This is a genomic window from Paracoccus sp. M683, assembly GCF_007096355.1.
Taxonomy (GTDB): Bacteria; Pseudomonadota; Alphaproteobacteria; order Rhodobacterales; family Rhodobacteraceae; genus Paracoccus.
In genome coordinates this window covers 438,906-461,765 of sequence record NZ_VKDF01000005.1, presented here as the reverse complement: position 1 = coordinate 461,765, position 22,860 = coordinate 438,906, and the positions used below count along the sequence as shown (strand labels likewise).

Here is a 22,860-nt window from a genome sequence, read left to right as displayed (position 1 = left end):
GGGCCAAGTCAAGCAAGGCGGATGGACTCGGCCCGGTGCAGATGGCGCGCTATACTTGCCCCGCCCCCCCGCGCGCCGTAAGCCACTGGCGCATGACAGCAACCGGATACCTGATGCAACGCTTTGCCTGCCCTACCTGTGGTCGCCGCGCCTATTTCCACAACCTGACCTGCGCCTGCGGGCATGCCCTGTATTTCGACGCCGCACGCATGGTCATGCGCAACGAGGGCGCCGATTGCGGCAACCGCGCCCCGATCGGCTGCAACTGGATCGGCGAGGCCGGCGGTCTTTGCCGATCCTGCGCCATGTCGCGGGTTGTCCCGGTTCTGAACGTTGGCAACAACATCCAGCTGCTTGGCCGGGCCGAGCGCGCGAAACGCTGGGTTCTGACCAATATTGCCAACTGGCACTGGTTTTCCGACGACGACCCCGGCCCCCGTCCGCGTTTCCTGATGCTGTCCGAGGAAACCGGCGGCCGGGCCGAGCAGATCACCATGGGCCATCTGGCCGGCGAGATCACCATCAACGTGACCGAGGCCGATGCCCTGATCCGCCTGCAACGCCGGCAAGAGCTGGGCGAGCAATATCGCAGCATGGTCGGCCATTTCCGTCACGAACTGGCGCATTTCTTCTTTGACCGACTGGCACCCAAGGCCGGCTTCCTGGCCGCCTTTCGCGACTGTTTCGGGGACGAGCGCGCCGACTACAGCGCCGCGCTGCAACGCTATTACCAGTCCCCGCCCGTCAGTTCGCATGATTTCATCACGCCTTATGCGCGCTCTCATCCGCATGAGGACTGGGCCGAGACAGTGGCGCATCTGCTGCATCTGGTCGATTTCACCGACAGTTTCGTCAGCACCGGCCTGACCATGCCCGGCGTCCCCACGGGCTTCGCCCCCTATGCAGAGACCGACACCGACCGGTTGCTGGACATTGCCACCCGTGTCGCGATCGCCATAAATGACATCAACCGGGCCCTGGACAATGAAGACCTTTATCCTTTCGTGCTGACGCCCCCCATCCGGCGCAAGATCGGCTTTGCTCACGGTTGGATGACGGCGCATCTGTCGCAGCGGGCATAAGGCCGCCACGCCGCAATCCGCCCTTCCCCTTGCCCGCCACAGCGCCTAAAAGGCCGGCAAACCGAACCGGCGGCGCAAAGGGCATCAGCATGCAGGAACCGACGATCACCCCCGACCTGATCGCTGCACACGGGCTGAAGCCCGATGAGTATGACCGCATCCTTCAGATCATCGGGCGCGAGCCGTCATTTACCGAACTGGGCATCTTCAGCGCGATGTGGAACGAGCATTGTTCCTACAAGTCGTCCAAGAAATGGCTGCGCACCCTGCCCACCACCGGCCCGCAGGTCATCTGCGGCCCCGGCGAAAATGCCGGCGTCGTCGATATCGGCGATGGTCAGGCCGTGGTCTTCAAGATGGAAAGCCACAACCACCCCTCGTATATCGAGCCGCATCAGGGCGCGGCCACCGGCGTCGGCGGCATCCTGCGCGACGTGTTCACAATGGGCGCCCGCCCGATTGCCGCGATGGATTCGCTCAGCTTCGGCCGCCCCGAGCACCCGAAAACCCCGCATCTGGTCAAGGGCGTGGTCGAGGGCATCGGCGCCTATGGCAACGCTTTCGGCGTCCCGAATGTCGGCGGCGAGGTGCGCTTTCACCGCAGCTATGACGGCAATTGCCTTGTGAACGCCTTTGCGGCGGGTCTGGCCGATGCCGACAAGATTTTCTACTCGGCGGCGTCCGGCGTCGGCATGCCCGTCGTCTATCTGGGTGCCAAGACCGGCCGCGACGGCGTCGGCGGCGCGACCATGGCCAGCGCCGAGTTTGACGACACGATCGAGGAAAAACGCCCCACCGTTCAGGTCGGCGATCCCTTCACCGAGAAATGCCTGCTGGAAGCCTGCCTTGAACTGATGGCCTCGGGCAGCGTGATTTCCATTCAGGACATGGGCGCGGCTGGCCTGACCTGTTCCGCCGTGGAAATGGGCGACAAGGGCGGTCTTGGCATCCAGCTGGTGCTGGACAAGGTCCCACAGCGCGAAACCAACATGACCGCCTATGAGATGATGCTGTCCGAAAGCCAGGAACGCATGCTGATGGTCCTCAAGCCCGAGAAAGAGGCCGAGGCCCGCGCGATCTTTGAAAAATGGGACCTCGATTTCGCGATCGTCGGCGAAACCATCCCAGAGGACCGCTTTCTGATCCTGCACGGGAATGAGGTGAAAGCCGACCTGCCGCTGTCGAAACTTTCCTCCAGCGCGCCCGAATATGACCGCCCCTGGATCGAGACGCCCGCCGCTGGCGAGACCCCGGCCCTGCCCCCGATCACCCCCATCGCCGCCCTGCGCAAGCTGATCGGCAGCCCGTCCTATGCGCATAAGGGCTGGGTCTGGGAACAATACGACACCCAGGTCGGCGCCGACACGATCCGCCGCCCCGGCATGGGCGCCGGCGTGGTCCGCGTCCACGGCACGAACAAGGCACTGGCCTTCACCAGTGACGTGACCCCGCGCTATGTGAAGGCGAACCCGTTCGAGGGCGGCAAGCAGGCCGTGGCCGAGGCTTACCGCAACCTCTCTGCCGTGGGCGCCCTGCCCTTGGCCACCACCGACAACCTGAATTTCGGCAATCCCGAAAAGCCCGAGATCATGGGTCAGTTCGTAGGCGCCATCAAAGGCATCGGCGAGGCTTGCGCGGCGCTGGATTTCCCCATCGTCTCGGGCAACGTGTCGCTTTACAACGAAACCGACGGCAAGGGCATCATGCCCACCCCGACCATCGGCGGCGTCGGCCTGATCGAGAACCTCGATGACCTGATCGCGGGCCTGCCCGAAGATGGCGACCTCGCCATCGTCATTGGCCGCACCGCCGGTCATCTGGGTCAATCAGCGCTTGCCGCCGAAGCCTTCGGCATCGAGACCGGCGACGCCCCCCATGTCGACCTGAAGGCCGAGCGCGCGCATGGGGAATTCATCCGCGCCAACCGCCAGCACCTGAACGCCGTCACTGACCTCAGCGATGGCGGTCTGGCGCTGGCGGCTTTCGAGATGGCCGAGGGCGCAGGCATCGGCATCCGTCTGGACAGCGCCGACATCGCCCAGCTTTATGGCGAGGATCAGGCCCGCTACCTCGTCGCCTGCGATCCCGCCGGGGCCGAGGCGCTGCTGAAAGCCGCCGCCGCCGCTGGCATCCCCGCCGCGCAGGTCGGAAGCTTTGGTGGCCTTGCCGTGCAAATGGGCGATGACGCGGGCGATCTGGCCGAACTGTCGCAGCTTTACCGCAGCGCCTTCGCCACCGCGATCAAGGGCGACATGCCGGACCACGCGTGACTGGCCAGGCATGACCGTCACCGCCCCCAAAGGATATGCGGCCATCATCACCGCCGCAGGCCGGGGCACCCGCGCTGGCGGCGATGAGCCGAAACAATGGCGGCTTCTCAAGGGGCGCCCGGTGCTGGCCCATACGCTGGACCGTTTCGCGGGCTTCGACCGCATCATCGTCACGGTCCATCCCGACGACATGGGCCAGGCGATCGAACATTTTGCCGGTCGCGCCACCATCATCACCGGCGGCGACACCCGCGCCGCCAGCGTCCGCGCCGCCCTGAACAGCCTCGACGGCAGTGCCATCACCCATGTCCTGATCCATGACGGCGCCCGCCCGCTTGTCGGCGATGCCGTGATCAGCGGCGTCATCGGCGCATTGCAAGCCGGTGCCCCTGCCGCCGCCCCCGCTCTGCCCGTAACCGACGCCCTCTGGCGCGGCGAAGATAACACCGTCACCGGCACCGCCCCGCGCGAGGGCCTTTATCGGGCGCAAACGCCTCAGGGTTTCTCGCTCGCACAAATATCCAGATCCCACCGCGACCACCCGCAGGACGCCGCCGATGATGTGGAACTTGCCCGCAAATCCGGCATCCCCGTCACCATCACGCCGGGCAGCGAGGACAATCTGAAAATCACCTGGCCGGGCGATTTCACCCGCGCCGAACGCATATTGGAGGGCACCATGGACATCCGCATGGGCAATGGCTTCGACGTTCACGCGCTTGGCCCCGGCGATCACGTCTGGCTCTGCGGCATCCAGATCCCCCACACCCACGGCCTCATCGGTCATTCCGATGCCGATGTCGGCATGCACGCCCTGACCGATGCCATCTATGGCGCCTTGGCGATGGGCGATATCGGTCGCCATTTCCCGCCATCCGACCCACAATGGAAAGGCGCCGACAGCGCGATTTTCCTGCGCCATGCCGCCGATCTGGCCCGCGAAAAGGGCTTTGCCTTCGGAAATGCCGATGTGACCCTGATCTGCGAAATGCCCAAGATCGGCCCCCATGCCAGCGCCATGCAGGCCCGGCTGGCGCAGATCATGACGCTTGATCCCGAACGGATCAGCGTCAAGGCCACCACCTCGGAACGGTTGGGCTTCACCGGCCGGGGCGAGGGCATCGCGGCCATCGCCACCTGCACCCTGATGAAAGGCTGAACCATGGAAAGGCTTCTCAGCATCTGGTTCGGCGCCGGCCTGCTGCGCCCCGCGCCCGGCACCTGGGGCTCGGCCGTGGCGATAGCCCTTGGGCTGCTGATCTATCGCATCGGGCATTTCCCGCTGCTGGCCATCGCCACGGTCGCGGTCACGGCCATCGGCTTCTGGGCGGTGGCCCGCCATACCGCCGGAATGGCAGATCCCGACCGCAGCGAGATCGTCATCGACGAGGTCGCCGGGCAATGGCTGGCCCTGTGCTTTCCCGCCGCCGGATTCTGGTTTGCGGGGTTGGGTGCCGACAGCTTTCCCTGGCCGGGCTGGGTCGCAGCCTTTCTGTTCTTCCGGCTGTTCGACATCTGGAAACCCTGGCTGGTCGGTCGCGCCGACCGTCGCGGCGATGCGCCAGGTGTGATGCTGGATGATCTGTGGGCCGGGCTGTTTGCCGGCATCGCCACAATGATCGCCGCCGCGGCCTATCACATCCCGCTGATGCTATGAGCCTCGCCGCGCAGGTCCTCGACGCCGCCCGCCAGCAGGGCGCGATGATCGCCACCGCCGAAAGCTGCACCGGCGGGTTGATCGCCGCCGCGCTGACCGAGGTGCCGGGGTCCTCGGATGTGGTGGATCGTGGCTTTGTCACCTATTCCAATGCCGCCAAGATGCAGATGCTGGGCGTTCTGGCCGAAACGCTGGACCTGTATGGGGCGGTCAGCGAACAGGTCGCCGCCGAAATGGCCGGCGGTGCCTTGCAGCACTCGCAGGCACAATTCGCCGTCTCCGTCACCGGCATCGCCGGGCCCGGCGGCTCGGAGCACAAGCCCGAGGGCAGGGTCTGCTTTGGTCTGGCCGGCGCGCAGGGCTTGCTGGTCGAAACGGTCGAGTTCGGCGCGATCGGCCGGTCGCAGGTGCGCCGCGCGAGCGTCGATCATGCGCTGCGGATGCTGCTGTCGGCGCTGGATCGCCGGCGCTAACCGGCGGTCAGCAGGCTGATGAACGCCTCGACATCCTCGTCGGGCATGTCCCATGCCGTCACCAGCCTGATCGGAACCGGATCCAGCCCCGCCGCCGATTTGTCGGGCCACAGGTGATAGATCGCGCCCGCCGCGCGCGCCCGCGCATGGGCTGCGGCCGGGATTGTGGCAAAGACGGCATTCGACTGCACCGGCTGCAACAGCGTGCCGCCACTGGCCAGAATGCCATCGGCCAGACGCGCGGCCTTGGCATTGGCGGCCCGGCCAAGCTGCGACCACAGCCCGTCGGTCGCCAGCGCCAGCATCTGTGCCGCCAGAAAGCGCTGCTTGGAAAACACATGGCCCGACTGCTTGCGGCGATAATCAAAGCCCTCGGCCAGCGCCGGATCAAAGAACACCACGGCCTCGGCCCCCATGGCGCCGTTCTTGGTGCCGCCGAAACACAGCGCATCAACGCCCGCCCGCCAGGTCAGATCGGCACCCGCGCAGCCCAGCCCGGCCACGGCATTGGCGAAACGCGCCCCGTCCATATGCAGGGGCAACCCGCCCTGATGGGCGACTTCGGCCAGGGCCGCGACCTCATCTGGGGAATAGAGCGTGCCCCATTCGGTCGCATTGGTGATCGAGACCATCGCGTTCAGCCCGCCATTCAGCCCACCGCCCGCACCGCGACGGATCGCATTGGCCAGCGTGTCGGGCTGCATCTTGCCGCCCTCGCCTGGCAAGGTCACCAGCTTGGCCCCTCCCGAAAAGAACTCGGGCGCGCCGCATTCGCTGGTCTCGATATGCGCGTCCTGATGGCAATAGATGCGCCCGTGACCCGGCGACAGTTGCGCGCAGACCAGCGCGTTGGCCGCGGTGCCGGTGGCCACGAAACGGATGATGGCATCAGGGGCGTCCAGCACCTCGCGCAGCGCCGCCTCGGCCCGCGCGGTCACCGGATCGGCACCATAACCCATCACCGCGCCGCCATTTGCATCGGCCAGCGCGGCCAGCACGGCGGGATGCGCGCCCCAGGCATTGTCGGACGCGAAATTCATGCCAGATCCTCGATCACGTAATCCTCCCAATCGTCATCACCGATCTCGACCTCGCTGACGGTGCGGTCGCGCATGCTGATGCCGGCGCGATGCACCGATTCGCGATCGCCCGAGATCAGGTAATGCCAGTCGTAAAGCGGCCGGTCCTCGTGCCGCAACCGATAGGCGCAGGTCGCGGGCAGCCAATAGGCGACATCCTTGATCTTGCGGGCGGTCAGCACCACGCATTCGGGCACGAAATCATGCCGGTTGGGATAGCTGGTGCAGCGGCAGTTCTGGCCATCCAGCAAGCGGCAGGCGACGCGGGTAAAGACGACTTCCGAGGTGTCCTCGTATTCCAGCTTGTTCAGGCAGCATTTCCCGCAACCGTCGCAAAGCGCCTCCCATTCGTCAGAGGTCAGGCGGGCCAGAGGCAATTCCCAGAACCGGTCGCGCATCATTGCCCCGCCAGCAGGGCCCGTGCCTGATCCGCATCGGATTGGATCTGGTCGATCAGCGCCTGAAGCCCGTCGAATTTCTGTTCGTCGCGCAGGAACTCGACCAGCGCGACCGAGATATGCTGCCCGTAAAGATCGCCGGCGAAATCGAACAGGTGCACTTCCAGATTGGGATGGTTCTTGCCGAACATGGGCCGCACGCCAAGGCTGGCAACCCCGCGATAGGGGCCACGGTCAGGGCCGGTCAGCACATCGACCAGCACCGCATAGACCCCAAGGCGCGGCAGATGCAGCCCCTCGACCGACATATTGGCGGTGGGCCAGCCCAGTTCGCGACCTCGCTTTTCGCCATGGATCACCTCGCCCTCGATGCGGTGCCAGTGGCCCAGCATCGTTTCGGCCTCGCGCACGCGGCCATCGCTCAGCGCGCGGCGGATTGCGGTCGAGCTGAAATCCTGGCCGTCGCGCCCGACCAGCGGGGCGATGGTCACGCCAAAGCCCATGGCCCGGCCCAGATCGCACAGCGTCTGCGCATCGCCCGCCCGCCCCTTGCCAAAGCAGAAATCCTGCCCGACCGTCACATGCGCCAGACCCAGCCCGTCACACAGAACTTCGCGCGCGAAGGCCTCGGGCGTCAGCCCGGCCAGAACCGGGCCAAAGGGCAGCTGGAACAGGTGCTGCACGCCAAGGCGCGCCAGCCGGTTGGCCCGCGCCTCGGCATTCATCAGCCGGAAGCCGGGGGCGTCGGGGGCGAAGAACTGGCGGGGATGCGGCTCGAAGGTGATCACCGACAGGGGCGCGTCGGGTCGCGCCTGATGCGCTGTCTCGATCACGGAACGGTGGCCCAGATGCACACCGTCGAAATTGCCCAGGGCGGCGCTGGTGCCCCGCGCGGATGTGGGCAATCCGGTCCAGTTGCGATGGATATGCACGGCGGCGCCCCCTGTCGGGGCCAGGCCCCGTCCTCAGTCGAATTTGCGGCTTGGCGCCAGAACGACCGCCTCGCCTTTCAACACGACCGTATCACCGACGAGGCAGCGGGTTGCAAGCGTCACCCGGCGTTTGGACATGTCGATATCCAGAACCGAGACCTCGGCCCGCACCATGTCACCGGGCCGGACAGGGGCCATGAATTTCAGCGTCTGGCCCAGATAGACCGTGCCATGGCCCGGCAATTGTTCCCCGATGACGGCGCTGATCAGCCCGGCGGTCAGCATGCCATGGGCAATGCGCCCTTCAAAAATGGTGTCCTGTGCATAGGCATCGTCCAGATGCACAGGGTTGTGGTCGGTGGATACCTCGGCAAACAGTTCGATGTCGCGATCCGTGACCTGTTTTTGCAGGTAACGGGTCATGCCGATTTCCAGATCCTCGATGACGATCGTGCCGCGTGGAAGGTTGTCCAACATCCTAAGCCTCTTGCCTCGGTCTCGATGCTGCATAGCAGCATGAAAACCGTCGCGCAAGAAAATATCAGGCTCTATGGCCTAAAGTATAAGAATGTTACGACACCGCGCTTGGCAGGTCAGGAAGACGGTCGCGTCTAGCGCAACCGCCCGATGGCAAAGGTGGGGTCCAGCTGATGCGTGGCCAGCCATTCGCCCATCAGACCGGAATCGGGGTTTTCGACATCGTCACCCATCGCGTCGGCCGCCAGACCGCCGGTCACGAACAGCGAATCCAGCGCCTCTTGCACGGCGCCGCGGATATCGGTGTTGATCCCGTCCCCGATCGCCAGAATCTGCGCATCATCACGCAGTTCCAGCAACCGACGCGCCCGGTCATAGATCGGCGGATAGGGCTTGCCGAAATAAAGCGAGGTGCCGCCGATCTCGTCATAAAGTGCGGCCAGGGCGCCGGCGCAGTAGATCCGGGTCTCTCCCATGTCGACGACGATATCGGGATTGGCGCAAAGCAGCGTCAGCCCACGTTCCCGCGCCAGCATCAGCCGGCCGCGATAATCGTCGGGCACTTCGTTCAGTTCGTCAAAGGGGCCGGTGCAGACGATCCCTTCGGCCTGATCCAGCGGGACGCGGGTGATGGCGGGGGCATCGGCCCATTCGGCGGGAATGTCGGTGAAGAAGCCATCATCCTTTTCGGTGCCGATATGCCAGACCCTGCGGCCCACGGCGCCCGCGAACATCGCATCCTGGGCGCAATCGCCCGAGCTGACGATGATGTCATAGGCATCATGCGGCACACCCATGCGGTCCAGCTGCGCCTTGACATACTGGTTCGGACGCGGGGCATTGGTCATCAGACAGACCTTGCCGCCCCCCTGCCGATAGGCCTGCAATGCCGCAACGGCGGCCGGATAGGGCTGCTTGCCATTGTGCAGACAGCCCCACAGGTCGCAATACAGCGCGTCATAGCCCTGCCCGATTTCGGACAGGGACTGGATGATCCGCGTCATGCCTCAGACCGCCAGCGCGGGGATGATCTGTTTCTTGCGGCTCATGATGCCGGGCAGCAGAACCGTATCGCCGGTGACGGTGGCGTTGAAGCTTTTCTCGGCCACGGTCTTGACGAAATCATTCGGCACCAGCAGCGTCGCCTGTTCGTTCAGAATGTCGACGATGAACAGCAGAACCTCATCGGCGCCATCGGCCTTGGCCACGCCCGGCATGGCAGCCATCAGCGCATCCTTGCGGTCCAGCAGAACCTGCGGTGCGGTGGTTTCCAGAACCGAGACGCGCAACTGCTTGCCGCCCAGTTCGTATTCCTTGCTGTCCATCCGCAGCAGCGCATCCTCGCCAAAGGCCGACACGTCGGATTTCGCGGCGAACATTTCGGCGGCATAGTCGGGAATGCTGATGCCCAGATCGGCAGCCAGCTTCTCGGCCACCGCCTTGTCATGCGCCGTGGTGGTCGGGCTGCGGAATTCCAGCGTGTCCGACAGAATGCAGGTCAGCATCGCCGCCTTGATGGCCTCGGGCGCGCGGGCCAGATCGTCACCGATCAGATCGTGCATGATCGTCGCGGTGCAGGCCAGAGGGCGGACGGTGATGTTGATCGGCGTCCTGGTCTTGATGCCGCCGGCCAGCATGTGATGGTCGATGATTTCCAGCACATCGGCATCGTTGATGGATGCCGGCAGTTCAGCCGGGTTGTTGGTGTCGACGATCACGCATTTCTCGCCAGCGGCGACATCGGCGATGATTTCCGGCTTTTCGATGCCCCAACGTGTCAGCAGCCATGCGGCCTCGGTATTCGGCTCGCCCAGCAGGACGGGCTTGGCGGGGGTCTTGCGAACCTCGTTCAGATACCAGGCCCAGATGATCGGGGAACCGGTGGAATCCGTATCAGGAGCCTTGTGGCCGAAAACCTTGATCATGATGCGCCTCGCAATGGGATGGATAAGTCGCGCGCCTTATAGGCGGGCAACCGATCCTTGTCCACAAAGGGCAGCACGCCCTGGCGCGGCCTGTTGCCCGCTATTGCCCGACGCCGATCCGGGTCATCAGCGTGGTATTGTCCCAGAACAGATATTCCTCATCCATGCTGCCATCGGCATTCCAGCGCCCGATCGTGGCCATCGGCAGATGATAGGCCTTGCCGATCGGCTGGATGGTCGTGCCGTCGGCCAGAACCATCGGCTCGGTAAAGGTGCCGTCCAGATAGCGCATCACCTACGTCCAGCCGCCATCGGCCGTGCCAAAGCGCACGGGATGTTCGGTGATGCGGTTGTCGGGGGCAAAGGTCCACATGAAGGCCAGTTCCTTTCTGTGGTCGGGAATGCCGGTCGTCGTGCGGCCATCAGGGTAATGGACCAGAATGTCCTCGGCATGGCTTTTGTGCAGGTTCTCCCAGTCCTGGCTGGTATAGACGTTGAAATCCAGGTCATCAAAGGTCGCTAGGTTCTGCGCAAGGACCGGCATGGCCGCCAAAACCAATGCGGCAAATGCCGAAGCTGCCATGTGAATACGACTGGTCATCAGATCTTCTCCGTACCAGAAACCCGGCCCGGCGACGGCACTTGCACATCGCGCAAATCAGCCCATGGCTGCATGGCTGGGCGATCACGTCACCACAAGTCAATCGACATTTTCAAGCCGAGCATTAACGGCCCGGTGCGGCTTGCCCACGCCGCAGGCGATGCCTAGACCTGACCCTCGCTCCAGCCCTCTACCTCGGCGATCGAGGCGTCGAGCCAGTCCAGCATCATTGTCTCTCGCCTGCGGGCAAAATCCAGCGTAAGGCCTCCGAAACGGGCCTGTCGCCGCATCATGGGGCTGTCGCCGGGTGGCAGATCAAGCCGCTGATAATAGTCCTGCAATCGCGCATGTTCCGCCCGACGCGCCCGCAAGACCGCCAGAATCTGATCACGACTGATCAGCCTGCCGAAATAGAGCTGCACCAGGAACGAATCCTTTTGCGTCACCAGTGGCTGCGCCACGCCCAGCCATTCGCTCAGCGCAGCCTGCCCCGCCTGGGTGATCCGATAGACGCGGCTGTTGGGTCGCGTCTCGCCCACAACCGTATGGCTTTCGGCAAGGCCCTCGGCCTCAAGCGATTGCAGCGTGCGATAGATCTGCGCCTGATCGGCCGGCCAGAAATGTGCGATCGAGCAGTCGAAGTAGCGCGTTTTCAACGCATAGCCCGACATCGGCTGAAAGGTCAGAAGGCCAAGAATGGCGTGGCGCAGGGACATGGCGCTCCTTTATACTAGACGAATCATATATGTGTTGTCATATATTCGCGAAGAAATTCATCGACAGGACGTATCATGGTTCTTTCGCGTTTTCTCTATCTTTCAGGCATCGTGCTTTGCCTGTCTGGTGCCAGCTATCTGCTGGATACGGCGCTGGACATTCTGGCCCCGCAAGGCAACCCCGGCATCGGCACATTGGTGCCGGTTCTGGGGCTGATGGGGATGCCCGGCCTGTGGCTGTCCCTTGATCGGCGCGAGGATCCCGCTGCACTGGCCGCCTATCTGCTGAGCATGGCGGGACTGGCGGGACTGGCAGCGCTGACCTTTACGGTCAACCGGCTGTTGCCCGATCTGCCGGCTGATCAGCGCGGCATGATCGTCGCCGCATTGGGGCCAGAGTTCACGGCAATCAGCATGACCTTCCTCGCCTCGGCGGTTCTGCTGTGCATCGTTTGCTGGCGCCGGGGTGGCCTGATCCGCCTGGGGGCGATCCTTTATCTGATGGGCGCGATCATCGTCGGGCTGCGGCCTTTCCTGCCGGCGGCACTTACCGCAATCGACGGGCTGATGATCGGCAGTGCCTTGCTGGCCTGGGGCTGGCATCTGCTAATGAGGCCCGCGCAACGATAAACCACGAAAAAGGGCGCCCCAACGGGACGCCCCCTTTCTGTTCCAAACTGGATAAATCAGGCAGCGCGGCTGGTCAGAACCTCGTCCACGCGCTTTTGGGCGGCGCCTTCATCCAGCCCGGCCACGGCGGCCACTTCGCGGGTCAGCCGGTCCAGCGCGGCTTCGTAAAGCTGACGCTCGGAATAGGACTGCTCGCGCTGGTCGTCATTGCGGTGCAGGTCGCGCACGACCTCGGCAATGGACATCAGATCGCCGCTGTTGATCTTCTGCTCGTATTCCTGCGCCCGGCGTGACCACATCGCGCGCTTGACGCGGGCCTTGCCCTTCAGCGTGTCCAGCGCACGGTCGATCTGATCCAGGCTGGCCAGGCTGCGCATACCGATCTCGGTCGCGCGGGCCGTGGGAACACGCAGGGTCATCTTGTCCTTCTCGAAGGAGATGACGAACATCTCCAGCTTCAGCCCGGCAACTTCCTGCTCTTCGATCGAAACGATCTTGCCAACCCCGTGCGCGGGATAGACAACAAAGTCATCGGGACGGAATTCGTTTTTCTTGGATTTCGACATCAGGCTTCCTCATAGGTGGCGCCGGCGGGTTCGCACAGCGCACAAACGACCCTGGGCGGCACAACCGCCTTCAGGATCGCATTGGTCATCAAATCTTCCCCACATCCGGCAGCGAATGCGGGTTTGGCAGTCTATGGCGCATGCCGGACAGGCCCTCTGCCCGCACCGACACGAATGTGACATATATATAGCATAAAAAACGCTTCAAAAAAAGCGGCTTGCGACGATTATCGCACTGGATAACGCCCGTTCAATTCTGCTTTGCTTGCCATGGGCTTAGCACCGGACAAGCAATCCGTTGCGGCATCTGTCAGACCGAATCAGTCGCCCTCGCCCGGCGCTTCCGAGAAATACTTGTCCAGCTTGCCCTCGACACCGTCCATCTCTTCAGCGGTGGGCAATGGATCTTTCTTGCGGGTGATCACAGGCCAGGCTTCCGAATATTTCCGGTTGAACTCGACCCATTTTTCCATGTCCGGCTCGGTATCGGGGCGGATCGCATCGGCCGGGCATTCCGGCTCGCAGACGCCGCAATCAATGCACTCATCAGGGTGAATCACCAATGTGTTCTCGCCCTCATAGAAACAGTCGACCGGACAGACCTCGACGCAATCCGTGTATTTGCACATGATGCAATTATCGGTGACGATATAGGTCATCGGGGCAGCTCCGTTTCTTCCGAGGCGCTAGTTACGCCCGCCCGCGCCATCAATCAAGGCCACGCCCGGCGAAAAGACCGCCATTTCGCCGCATCGCACACACCGCGAACAGCAGTCCACGCGACCGCCCCGCTGACGAACGAACGCCCTGCCCTCGCTTTGATCCAAATATCCCGGGGTGAGGCGCGATACGCGCCGAGGGGCAGCGCCCCTATTCCCCGTCCAATTCCTGATACAAGTCCTGCGCCTCTGATGCCGGCCCGCGCCGCACGCCAAGCGCCACCACACGCAATTCGCGCACCTGACCATGGGCCGAAACCGTGACCTGATCGCCCGGCCGAACCGCGCGACCGGGCTTGCGGGTCGGCTGACCATTGACGCGGACGCCGCCGCCCTCGATCCGGGCGGCAGCAAGGCCGCGCGTCTTGAACAGGCGGGCGTGAACCAGCCATTTGTCCAGACGCAAGACCTCGTCGGTATCGGTCAAACGGGTCTTATTCCCGCGTCTTCAGCGCCGCCAGAACAGCAAAGGGGCTGTCGGGATCGGCCTGCTTCTCGGGGCGGGTGCCATAGGTCTTGGTGCCTTGCGGCTTGCCACCCTTCTTGGGGCCGCCTTTTTTCTTCGGCCCCCGATCGCCACGCTCGCGATCACCACGCTCGCCCTTTGGCGCGCCTTCGCCACGATCCTTGCGGGGCGGACGGGCCTCGTTGCGGTTGTCGTTCCGGGCCGGACGACGCGGTGCACGAGGTTTGGGCGCCCAACGGAAGGTATAGAACACCTCGGTCTCGGGTGCCTCTTCCGTCGCATTTTCCGCATCCGCGGAAGCCTCGGCTTCGGCTTCGGCAGGCTCGGCCGCCTTCTTCGCGGCCTGCTCGGCCTCCCATTTGGCACGGGTCTCGGCAACCAGCACCGATTCCTCTTCGGTCATCGGCGCATCCGAAGCGACCGCTTCGGTGCTCTCGACAGTCGCCGGCGCGGGCTCGGGTGCCTTGACCTTGGCGCGCTCGCCCTTCTCGGCGGCATAACCGAGCCCCTGCATCAGATCGGCGAACTGATCCAGCGTCATACCGGTAATCGACAGCATGTCAGGATTGGCCTCGAACCCCGCCCGCGTATCCTGTGCGCGCACCAGATCGGCCAGCCGTTCCAACATGTCGATGCGGATCGCGCGGTCACCCGCCGGGTGATAGCCCGACAGCGTGTAATACCCGTCCGGCACCTCGGCCAGATGCGGGATCGTGACCAGGCCGGGGGGCGGGCTTTCGGGAAATTCGTCCAAGCCTTCGGCCAGCGACCACAGCACCAGCCGCAGCCGGGTCGGCGCGGGTTTCAGCAGCGCAGTCTGGAAGATGGTGAACTGACCGAAGCGCACGCCATGCTTGCGCAGCGTGCCACGGGCATCCTGATCCAACGCCTTTACGTCGCCGGCCACGCGTTCGCGCGGCAGGACGCCAAAGGATTCGATCAGTTGGAAGGCAAAGCCACGGGCCAGCCCGGTCAGCGTTTCATCCTTTTGCAGCGCCAGAAGCGGCTCGAACAAGGTGGCAACCTTGCGGTCGATGAAATGCTGCAAACGGCGACGGACCTTTTCGACGACATCGGGGCCGGCCTCGTCATCGACAAAGGCTTCGACGCCCGGATGCAGCGCATCGGCACCCTTGACCAGCTTGCCCACGGCAGAGCTGCCCCACATCAGCCCGCCCTGTTCGGTGAAATCCAGTTCGGTATCGGGCGCATTATAGAATCGGTCGGCGCGCAGATGAAATTCCGGGCGCAGCGCCTCGTAGCTGGCGCGGTTCAGCATCTTTGCCTCATCCGCCGTCGCGGTCTGGTCGGGGCGGAACCGGAATCCATCCAGGCGGCCGGCGAACTCGCCCTCGACCGTCACTTCGCCCTTGTCATTCACTTCGGCCACAAGGCTCTCCTTCTGCTTGAGCCGGCGCAGCAGCACGGATGTGCGCCGGTCCACAAATCTTTCGGTCAATGCGACATGCAACGCATCCGACAGCCGATCTTCTACAGCGCGCGTCTCGCCGCGCCAATGGGATTCATCCTGCACCCATCCACGTCGTTGCGCCACATAGGTCCAGGTCCGAATATATGCCAGACGCTTTGAAAGTGCATCAATATCGCCCTTGGGCCGGTCTATACGCTCGATCTGGCGGGCCAGCCAGTCGGCCGGGATCGAACCTTCCTGCAAAAAGCCGAAAATGCGCTGCAACAACCCGACATGTTCAGCAGGCGAGATTCCCCGGAAATCGGGCACGCGGCAGACATCCCACAGCAGCCGGACATCGGCGGGCGCGCCGACCCGGTCGCGAATCTCTGGCAGATCGCGCAGGGATTTCAGCGCCCGCAGATCATCGGCCTCGCGCCCGCGCGACAGCCATTCGCTGTGCGGTGCGGTTTCAAGGCTGGCAACCAGCCGGTCAAGCGTGCCGTATTCGATGGCACCATTGCGCCACATCAGCCGCTGAATCGGCGCGAAACGATGGTTCTCGATGGCGCTGATCAGCCCTTCATCCAGGGGCGCAGCCTCGCCGGTGACGCCAAAGGTGCCGGGCTCGGTGTGCCGCCCCGCCCGGCCTGCGATCTGCCCCATTTCATGCGGAAACAGCGGGCGCATCCGATGGCCATCAAACTTCTCGGTCGCGCTGAAGGCAACATGGCGGATGTCGAGGTTCAGCCCCATGCCGATCGCATCGGTGGCAACCAGATAGTCGACCTCGCCGGCCTGATACATCGCGACCTGGGCATTGCGGGTGCGCGGTGACAGCGCGCCCATCACCACCGCCGCACCACCGCGCTGACGGCGGATCAGTTCGGCGATGGCATAGACGTTATCGACGCTGAAACCGACAATGGCGCTGCGCGCGGGCATGCGGGACAGCTTCTTGGACCCCGCCCAACTGAGCGTGCTGAACCTTTCGCGCCTCTCGAACTGCACGCCGGGCACCAGCGCGGCAATGGCCGGGCGCATGGTATCGCTGCCCAGCAGCAGGGTCTGGTGCAATCCGCGCATATTGAGCAGCCGGTCGGTAAAGACATGGCCGCGTTCAGGATCGGCGCAAAGCTGGATCTCGTCGATGGCCACGAAATCGGCGCCGACCTCGGGCATGGCCTCGGTGGTGGCCACCCAGTATTGGACCCGATCGGGCACGATGCGTTCCTCGCCCGTGACCAGCGCCACGACCGATGGGCCACGCGCCTTGACGATGCGGTCATAGACCTCGCGCGCCAGCAAACGCAGCGGCAGGCCGATTACCCCGGTGCGATGGGCCAGCATGCGGTCGATGGCATAATGGGTCTTGCCGGTATTGGTCGGCCCCAGCACGGCCGTCACTCGCGAAGTCATGGGGTCAGATATCGGTGCCCTGCGTCGCCATTTCCAGACGTGCCTGTCCGTCGATGGCCTCTTGCTGATGGGGATGGATCTTCAGGCTTTCGCGATAGGCCGCAAGCGCCCGGTCGGTATCACCCATTTCCTCTAGCATGCTGCCCAACTGTGTCAGCGCGGCGAAGTGGCGCGGTTCCAGTTCCAGCGCGCGGGCCAGATCGGCGACGGCAGGGCCATAGTCCCCTTTCATCGCATAGGCCACCGCCCGCGCCTGATAGCCGGCCGCGAAATCAGGCGCGTGGTCGGTCAACGCCGTCAGATGGCCGATGGCGGTGATCGCATCGCCCTGATCCAGCGCATCCTCACCACGTTTCAGCAGCAGGTCCATCGCCGCCGATCCCGATTTCGACCATTCCCGCAAAATATCGCTTTCGGCGATGCGCCAGCCCTCGCCCTCGGGCTGCGCCAGATCCGCAAACATCCGATCCAGATCGGCCGCCGCTTGGGCTGACGCAACGCCACCACTTGCGCCAAACGCGAAAATGTTGACGCATGCGGCAAGCAGCACTGCTGCGAAACGAACCATTTTCCTGCCTTCCGCCTGTGTTACCACCAGTGTAGACAGTCAAAGGGTCAGGGGCCAGTCAAAGCCGAACGGAGGCATCAATATGAGCGAAGTCGTGAACAAGGCGGTCGAGAAGCTGAACGAGAAGCTGGGCAGCTTCGATTCGACGGCAAAATTCGTGATCGAGGACGAAGGCGCGATCTTCATCGACGCCGATGGCGCGCGCGCCGGCGATGACGAGGCCGAAGTGACCCTGACCGCCTCGCGCGAGACGTTCGAGGGCATCCTGGATGGCTCGGTCAACCCGACCGCCGCCTTCATGACCGGCAAGCTGAAGATCGACGGCTCGATGCCGTTGGCGATGCAGCTGGGCGCGGCGCTGTCCTGACCCGGATGATCCGGTGACGCCCGCGCCATTCCATCAGCTGCACAATGACCGGCTGCCCGCCGCCGAGGCCTTTTTCACCAAGGCCGATGACGGCGTGCAGTTGCGCCTTGCCTGCTGGCGGACCCATGGCGCGGCGCATGGCAGCGTGCTTCTGTTCCCCGGCCGGACCGAATATGTCGAGAAATACAGCCAGACCGCCGCGCGGCTGAACGCGGTTGGACTGACCGTGCTGGCAATCGACTGGCGCGGCCAGGGACTGTCGGATCGGCTGCAGGATGATCCGCGCCCCGGCCATATCGGCGATTTCAGCGATTATCAGCGTGATGTGGTCGAGATGGTCGTGGCCGCGACTGAACTGGACCTGCCACGCCCCTGGCATCTGCTGGCGCATTCCATGGGTGGCTGTATCGGGCTGGCGGCGTTGCATAACGAATTGCCGGTGCAGACAGCGGCCTTCTCGGCGCCGATGTGGGGGATCAACCTGCGGCAGATGCCGCATGGCGTGGCGCTTGGCATGGCCTATATCGCCGGCCGCCTGGGTCGCGGCGGACATGCCGCCCCCGGCAGCGGCGCAAGCGGCACCTATGTTCTGGACGAGGCTTTCAGCGCCAATCTGCTGACCCATGATGCCGCCGAATGGGCGCGCATGGTCTGCGAGGCCGACGCCTGGCCCGACCTGACCATCGGGGGCGCCAGTTTCGACTGGGTGGCCAAGGCGCTGAATGAATGCACCCGGCTGTCGGGCCTGCCCTCGCCCGACTATCCGGTGATGGTCTCACTTGGCGACGGGGAAAAGGTCGTCTCGTCCTCGGCCATTCGCGACCGGGTCGAGCGCTGGCCGGATGCGCAACTGCTGTCGCTCGCACGCTGCCGTCACGAGGCAATGATGGAAACCACCGAGGTCCGCGAGCAGTTCTTTCAGACCTTGCTGGCCCATATCGGGGCCACCTGACGCCAAGGGGCTGCCCTCGCCGCGCCTTGCAAAACCCGTGCCCCCAAAAGCAATGAAGCCCGGAACCTTGTCCGGGCTTCATCAATTTCAGGCAGAGGATGCCGTTATCCCCGGCCTCAGTTCACGGTGATCCGACCGTCCAGAACCGGCGCGAAATCCGGCCCTTGCCCGGCAATGTATTCAGCCAGGACATCTGCCAGATCAGGGCCGAAATCATAGACGTTCTTGGCGTTTGTCGCAAAAACCTCGAACCCGTCTCCGCCGCCGCGGACATAGTTGTTCGAAACCACGCCATAGGTCGCGGATGGGTCGATCGGCATCCATTCGCCATCCTTCGACACCAGCACGTCGCTGATCCGGCTGCCCGGTTCGGCGGCACTGTTGATCGTGTATTTCAGGCCCGCGACCTGGACAAAGCGACCTCCGCCTTCCTCTAACTGGCTGGCGCCGTTTTCCAGTGCCGCCACCACATCGGCCCCGGTCACCTGGAAGGTGGACAGCGTGTTCTGGAAGGGCAGCACGGTCAGCACCTCGCCCATCGTCACCGGCCCCGCGTCGATCGAGGCCCGCAGCCCGCCGCCATTGGACAGGGCGATGGTGATGCCCTGATCCTTGACCCGCGCCAGCATCGCCTCGGACACGACATTGCCCATCTCGCATTCCTTGGCGCGACAATTGGCGCGGTCCCCGTCAATCGGTGCGGCGATCTCGCCCACCTGCTTGTTCTTCAGCTCTTCGATGGGGGCGCCCAGTTCGGCAATCCGGGTCAGCGTTTCGGGATCAGGGGTGACCGAGGCATCCATCAGGATCGGCTCGCCCTCGACCGCGATGACTTTTCCGGCGTCGTCGAAGGTCAGCTTCAGGTGGCCCAGATATTTCGAATAGGCATAGGCCTGCACCACCGGCACATCGACGCCGTCAGCCCCCGCGACCAGCGTTGGATAGGGCCCGACGGCATTTTCCATCGTGCCAAGAGGGCTGTGGGTATGGCCGCCGACCACGGCATCCAGGCCCGGCACGGCAGCGGCCAGTTCCTGATCGCGGTTATACCCCTCGTGCGTCAGGGCGATGATCTTGTCGACGCCCTGTTCGGTCAGTTCCTGGACATCGGCTTTGATGCTTTCGACATCGTCCAGAAAGATCACGTCATCGCCGGGCGAGGCGATTTCGGGCGTGTCCAGGGTGGTGCCGCCGATCACGCCGATCTTGTGATTGCCGATCTCGATGATGGTGTTGCCGACCAGCCTGTCCTTCAGCGCGGCATCCTGTGAAGCGTCGATATTGGCCGAGATCACCGGAAATTCCGCCGCATCCATGAAGGATGCCAGAACCTCGGGCCCGTCATCAAATTCATGGTTGCCGACGGCCATGGCATCATAGCCGAGTTTGTTCATGAACTCGGCCGTGTCCTTGCCCTTGTAGGTGGTATAGAACAAGCTGCCCTGGAACTGATCGCCGGCATCCAGCAGGATCATCGGCTCGCCCGCATCTTCGAACTGCTTCCGCAACTCGTTGATCTTGGTAACGAATCGTGCGGTGCCGCCAAAGCACTCGCCCTTGCCTTCGGTTTCCGCGTCGCAGGTGCTGTCATAAGCGTTGATTGATTCGACGCGACTGTGGAAATCGTTCGTATGCAGAATGTGCAGAACGGTTTCGGCCTGCGCCGTGCCTGCGGTCAGGGCCGCGGCTGATGCAGCCATTAGAAGCCGGATCCTCATTCGTGATTCCTTTCATTCCCCATTGGTTCGATGCCGACAGATTGGCGCAGCCGCCCGCAGCGGTCAAACCGATCAGACTGCTTTCGAATTCGTCCGTCGGACAGGCTGGCGACCGACGCCCCTTGACCGCGGCAGGACGCTCGCGGCAAATGCGGCCATGCTGATCTACAAGATTTTCCGCCCCTCTGAATGGGCCGAGTTACAACAGCGCGGCACCACCTCCGGCGCACCGGTCGACCGTGACGATGGCTATGTGCATTTCTCGACCGTCAAACAACTGCCCGAGACGTTGGCCAAACATTTCGCGGCCGAAAGCCGGCTGATGCTGCTGGCCTGCGAGGCCGAGACACTGGGCGATGACCTGCTATGGGAAAAGTCGCGCGGCGGACAGGATTTTCCTCATCTTTACAGGCTGCTGAGAATGGATGACGTGCTGTGGGCCCGGCTTGTCGAACTGGGTCCAAACGGCCATGAAATCGGGGATCTGGCATGAGCATCATCGAGCAACTGGGCCTTGCCACTCTGCACCGGATCGACCCTGAACGCGCCCATGATCTGTCGATCCGGGCGCTGGCGCTTGGGTTGGTGCCGCTGCCCGGTGCGGCGGTCACCTCGGACCGGTTGCGGCTGCGGCTGGCAGGGCTGGATCTGCCGAACCCGATCGGCCTGGCTGCCGGATATGACAAGAATGCGCGGGCCGTGGCACCGCTGATGCGGGCGGGCTTTGGCTTTGTCGAACTGGGCGCAGCGACGCCCCGGCCTCAACCAGGCAACCCACGTCCGCGCCTGTTCCGTCTCTCGGTGGATCGCGCGATCATCAATCGCTTTGGCTTCAACAACGAAGGCGCGGAGGCGATCGCGAAGCGGCTTTCCGCCCGCCCGCAAGGCATTCCGGTTGGGCTGAATATAGGCGCGAACAAGGACAGCGCCGATCGCGCCGCGGATTTCGCCGAGGTCGTGCGAATCGCCGGCGCCACGGCCGATTTTCTGACGGTGAATGTCAGCTCGCCCAATACCGAGCGGCTGCGCGATTTGCAGGGTGCCGAGGCGCTTGCGGTGTTGCTGGACGGGGTCATGAAGGCCCGCGATTCGCTTGACGAACGCCCGCCGATCTTCATCAAGATCGCCCCCGATCTTGATGATTCATCCCTGGCCGACATCGCGGCCGTGGCCAGCAATGCAGGGGTCGACGCGATCATTGCAACGAATACGACCCTGTCGCGCGACGGGCTGAATGACCCGCAATTGCACGAAACGGGCGGCCTGTCCGGCGCGCCGCTATTTGACCGGTCGACCAGAATCCTGGCTCGGCTGTATCGGGAAACAAAGGGAAAAGTTCCGCTGATCGGCGTGGGAGGCATCTCTACCACGGATCAGGCTTGGGAAAAACTGCGGGCCGGTGCGACCGCGGTGCAGCTGTATTCGGCACTGATCTATCAGGGGTTTTCGCTGGCCACTCGGATTGCGCGCGAGTTGGACGAACGGCTTGATCGTCACGCCATCACGCTGCCGGAACTGACCGGCAGCGGCATCAGGGATTGGCTTCAAAGATAGTTTTCGATGCCCAGAAGCTGATTCATCGACTGTGATGGCTCGCTGCAACCGGCATCACCGATCACACGGGCCGGCACGCCCGCAACCGTCTTGCAGCGCGGCACATCCTGCAACACGACCGAGCCCGCGGCGATGCGGGAATGATCGCCCACGCCAATATTGCCCAGCACCTTCGCCCCTGCCCCGATCAGCACGCCATCGCCAATCTTTGGGTGGCGGTCGCCATCCTCTTTTCCGGTGCCACCAAGCGTCACGGAATGCAGCATCGACACGTCGTTGCCAACCACGGCCGTCTCGCCGATGACGATGGAATGGGCGTGGTCGATCATCACGCCCGTGCCAATACGCGCGCCGGGGTGAATATCGACGCCAAAGCATTCCGAACTGCGCATCTGCACGAAATAGGCCATGTCCCTGCGTCCCTGCCGCCACAACCAATGCGCGATCCGATAGGCCTCCAAGGCCTGAAAGCCCTTGAAGAACAGAATGGGCTGGATCAGCCGGTGCGTCGCCGGGTCCCGATCATAGACGGCCAGAAGATCGGCCCGCGCCGCATCACCAAGCGAGATGTCATCGGCATAAGCCGCATCCGCGATTTCGCGCAAAAGCTGCTCGCTCATCTCGTCCGAGGCAAGTTTCATAGAGAAACGATAGGCCAGCGCAGCCTCCAGACTGGGATGGTGCAGCAGACCGGCATGGATCAGGGCGCCCAAAAGCGGCTCGGCCTGAACGGCGCGGCGCGCCTCATCGCATATCTGCGTCCAGATCGCCCCCCGCTCGCGCGCAGCGCCAGGTTTCGCGTTGCTTTGCATATTCATGGGATGCCCGCCCGCGTTGTGTCAGACCCTATCTTTATACCAAAGGCGGCATAGGGGAAAGC

The 22,860-nt window shown here is 63.8% G+C and carries 26 protein-coding genes; 10 read left to right on the top strand and 16 right to left on the bottom strand.

Annotation, left to right across the window (positions count from 1 at the left end):
• Positions 1-92: 92 nt before the first annotated feature.
• From FNJ84_RS12645 to FNJ84_RS12625, 5 genes are all read left to right on the top strand, one after another.
• Positions 93-1,082, top strand: coding sequence for a putative zinc-binding metallopeptidase (locus FNJ84_RS12645; RefSeq protein ID WP_255471196.1), 990 nt, complete (start codon positions 93-95; stop codon positions 1,080-1,082).
• Positions 1,083-1,171: 89 nt separating this feature from the next.
• On the top strand, positions 1,172-3,352 hold the full coding sequence (purL, locus tag FNJ84_RS12640; RefSeq protein WP_143793467.1) for a phosphoribosylformylglycinamidine synthase subunit PurL: 2,181 nt from the start codon (positions 1,172-1,174) through the stop codon (positions 3,350-3,352).
• Positions 3,353-3,362: 10 nt separating this feature from the next.
• A complete protein-coding gene (locus tag FNJ84_RS12635; RefSeq protein ID WP_143793466.1) occupies positions 3,363-4,511 on the top strand; it encodes a bifunctional 2-C-methyl-D-erythritol 4-phosphate cytidylyltransferase/2-C-methyl-D-erythritol 2,4-cyclodiphosphate synthase in 1,149 nt (382 codons plus the stop codon).
• 3 nt (positions 4,512-4,514) lie between these two features.
• Positions 4,515-5,009 (top strand): phosphatidylglycerophosphatase A, encoded by a 495-nt coding sequence (locus FNJ84_RS12630; protein ID WP_143793465.1) that lies wholly within the window; start codon positions 4,515-4,517, stop codon positions 5,007-5,009.
• A complete protein-coding gene (locus FNJ84_RS12625) occupies positions 5,006-5,482 on the top strand; it encodes a CinA family protein (RefSeq protein WP_143793464.1) in 477 nt (158 codons plus the stop codon). Before FNJ84_RS12630 ends, FNJ84_RS12625 begins: the two co-directional genes overlap by 4 nt.
• On the opposite strand, the gene FNJ84_RS12620 is transcribed toward FNJ84_RS12625, so the two are convergent.
• From FNJ84_RS12620 to FNJ84_RS12585, 9 genes are all read right to left on the bottom strand, one after another.
• Positions 5,479-6,522 carry a low specificity L-threonine aldolase gene (locus FNJ84_RS12620; protein WP_143793463.1) on the bottom strand — a complete coding sequence of 348 codons (1,044 nt, stop codon included), beginning with the start codon at positions 6,520-6,522 and terminating at the stop codon, positions 5,479-5,481. The genes FNJ84_RS12625 and FNJ84_RS12620 overlap by 4 nt on opposite strands.
• Positions 6,519-6,959 carry a YcgN family cysteine cluster protein gene (locus FNJ84_RS12615; RefSeq protein WP_143793524.1) on the bottom strand — a complete coding sequence of 147 codons (441 nt, stop codon included), beginning with the start codon at positions 6,957-6,959 and terminating at the stop codon, positions 6,519-6,521. The genes FNJ84_RS12620 and FNJ84_RS12615 overlap by 4 nt, the downstream gene beginning before the upstream one ends.
• Complete coding sequence (locus FNJ84_RS12610) at positions 6,959-7,891, bottom strand: bifunctional riboflavin kinase/FAD synthetase (protein ID WP_143793462.1); 933 nt, start codon at positions 7,889-7,891, stop codon at positions 6,959-6,961. The genes FNJ84_RS12615 and FNJ84_RS12610 overlap by 1 nt, the downstream gene beginning before the upstream one ends.
• A 33-nt stretch (positions 7,892-7,924) precedes the next feature.
• On the bottom strand, positions 7,925-8,368 hold the full coding sequence (locus tag FNJ84_RS12605) for a MaoC family dehydratase (RefSeq protein ID WP_143793461.1): 444 nt from the start codon (positions 8,366-8,368) through the stop codon (positions 7,925-7,927).
• A 134-nt stretch (positions 8,369-8,502) separates the two neighbouring features.
• Positions 8,503-9,372, bottom strand: coding sequence for a TIGR01459 family HAD-type hydrolase (locus FNJ84_RS12600; protein ID WP_143793460.1), 870 nt, complete (start codon positions 9,370-9,372; stop codon positions 8,503-8,505).
• Between the two features lie 3 nt (positions 9,373-9,375).
• On the bottom strand, positions 9,376-10,293 hold the full coding sequence (locus tag FNJ84_RS12595; protein ID WP_143793459.1) for a manganese-dependent inorganic pyrophosphatase: 918 nt from the start codon (positions 10,291-10,293) through the stop codon (positions 9,376-9,378).
• A 100-nt stretch (positions 10,294-10,393) separates the two neighbouring features.
• Positions 10,394-10,585 carry a hypothetical protein gene (locus FNJ84_RS22215; RefSeq protein WP_221931972.1) on the bottom strand — a complete coding sequence of 64 codons (192 nt, stop codon included), beginning with the start codon at positions 10,583-10,585 and terminating at the stop codon, positions 10,394-10,396.
• 3 nt (positions 10,586-10,588) lie between these two features.
• Positions 10,589-10,894, bottom strand: a complete 306-nt coding sequence (locus FNJ84_RS22210; RefSeq protein WP_221931971.1) for a hypothetical protein — start codon at positions 10,892-10,894, stop codon at positions 10,589-10,591.
• A 164-nt stretch (positions 10,895-11,058) separates the two neighbouring features.
• On the bottom strand, positions 11,059-11,610 hold the full coding sequence (locus tag FNJ84_RS12585) for a PadR family transcriptional regulator (RefSeq protein ID WP_143793458.1): 552 nt from the start codon (positions 11,608-11,610) through the stop codon (positions 11,059-11,061).
• Between the two features lie 75 nt (positions 11,611-11,685).
• Between FNJ84_RS12585 and FNJ84_RS12580 the strand changes: the two genes are divergently transcribed.
• Positions 11,686-12,240, top strand: coding sequence for a hypothetical protein (locus FNJ84_RS12580; protein ID WP_143793457.1), 555 nt, complete (start codon positions 11,686-11,688; stop codon positions 12,238-12,240).
• Positions 12,241-12,296: 56 nt separating this feature from the next.
• On the opposite strand, the gene FNJ84_RS12575 is transcribed toward FNJ84_RS12580, so the two are convergent.
• The 5 genes from FNJ84_RS12575 to FNJ84_RS12555 form a co-directional block, all read right to left on the bottom strand.
• Positions 12,297-12,806, bottom strand: coding sequence for a CarD family transcriptional regulator (locus tag FNJ84_RS12575; protein ID WP_143793456.1), 510 nt, complete (start codon positions 12,804-12,806; stop codon positions 12,297-12,299).
• Positions 12,807-13,126: 320 nt separating this feature from the next.
• Positions 13,127-13,465, bottom strand: coding sequence for a ferredoxin FdxA (gene fdxA / locus FNJ84_RS12570; RefSeq protein WP_143793455.1), 339 nt, complete (start codon positions 13,463-13,465; stop codon positions 13,127-13,129).
• 211 nt (positions 13,466-13,676) lie between these two features.
• The gene (locus tag FNJ84_RS12565) at positions 13,677-13,952 is read right to left on the bottom strand and encodes an RNA-binding S4 domain-containing protein (protein ID WP_143793454.1); all 276 of its coding nucleotides are present in this window, start codon (positions 13,950-13,952) and stop codon (positions 13,677-13,679) included.
• Positions 13,953-13,959: 7 nt separating this feature from the next.
• Entirely contained in the window at positions 13,960-16,821 is a 2,862-nt protein-coding gene (locus tag FNJ84_RS12560; RefSeq protein WP_143793453.1) for a helicase-related protein, read from the bottom strand.
• Between the two features lie 4 nt (positions 16,822-16,825).
• The gene (locus tag FNJ84_RS12555) at positions 16,826-17,389 is read right to left on the bottom strand and encodes a tetratricopeptide repeat protein (RefSeq protein WP_143793452.1); all 564 of its coding nucleotides are present in this window, start codon (positions 17,387-17,389) and stop codon (positions 16,826-16,828) included.
• Positions 17,390-17,471: 82 nt separating this feature from the next.
• Between FNJ84_RS12555 and FNJ84_RS12550 the strand changes: the two genes are divergently transcribed.
• On the top strand, positions 17,472-17,756 hold the full coding sequence (locus FNJ84_RS12550; protein WP_143793451.1) for an SCP2 sterol-binding domain-containing protein: 285 nt from the start codon (positions 17,472-17,474) through the stop codon (positions 17,754-17,756).
• A gap of 13 nt (positions 17,757-17,769) precedes the next feature.
• A complete protein-coding gene (locus FNJ84_RS12545) occupies positions 17,770-18,708 on the top strand; it encodes an alpha/beta fold hydrolase (RefSeq protein WP_143793450.1) in 939 nt (312 codons plus the stop codon).
• A gap of 116 nt (positions 18,709-18,824) precedes the next feature.
• On the opposite strand, the gene FNJ84_RS12540 is transcribed toward FNJ84_RS12545, so the two are convergent.
• Positions 18,825-20,426, bottom strand: coding sequence for a bifunctional UDP-sugar hydrolase/5'-nucleotidase (locus FNJ84_RS12540; RefSeq protein WP_143793449.1), 1,602 nt, complete (start codon positions 20,424-20,426; stop codon positions 18,825-18,827).
• A gap of 157 nt (positions 20,427-20,583) precedes the next feature.
• On the opposite strand from FNJ84_RS12540, the gene FNJ84_RS12535 reads away from it, so the two are divergent.
• Positions 20,584-20,919: a DUF952 domain-containing protein gene (locus tag FNJ84_RS12535; protein ID WP_143793448.1), complete on the top strand. Its 336-nt coding sequence runs from the start codon at positions 20,584-20,586 to the stop codon at positions 20,917-20,919.
• On the top strand, positions 20,916-21,980 hold the full coding sequence (locus FNJ84_RS12530; RefSeq protein WP_143793447.1) for a quinone-dependent dihydroorotate dehydrogenase: 1,065 nt from the start codon (positions 20,916-20,918) through the stop codon (positions 21,978-21,980). The genes FNJ84_RS12535 and FNJ84_RS12530 overlap by 4 nt, the downstream gene beginning before the upstream one ends.
• Here FNJ84_RS12530 and cysE read toward each other — a convergent pair.
• Positions 21,971-22,798, bottom strand: coding sequence for a serine O-acetyltransferase (cysE, locus tag FNJ84_RS12525; protein ID WP_143793446.1), 828 nt, complete (start codon positions 22,796-22,798; stop codon positions 21,971-21,973). The genes FNJ84_RS12530 and cysE overlap by 10 nt on opposite strands.
• Positions 22,799-22,860: the final 62 nt, after the last annotated feature.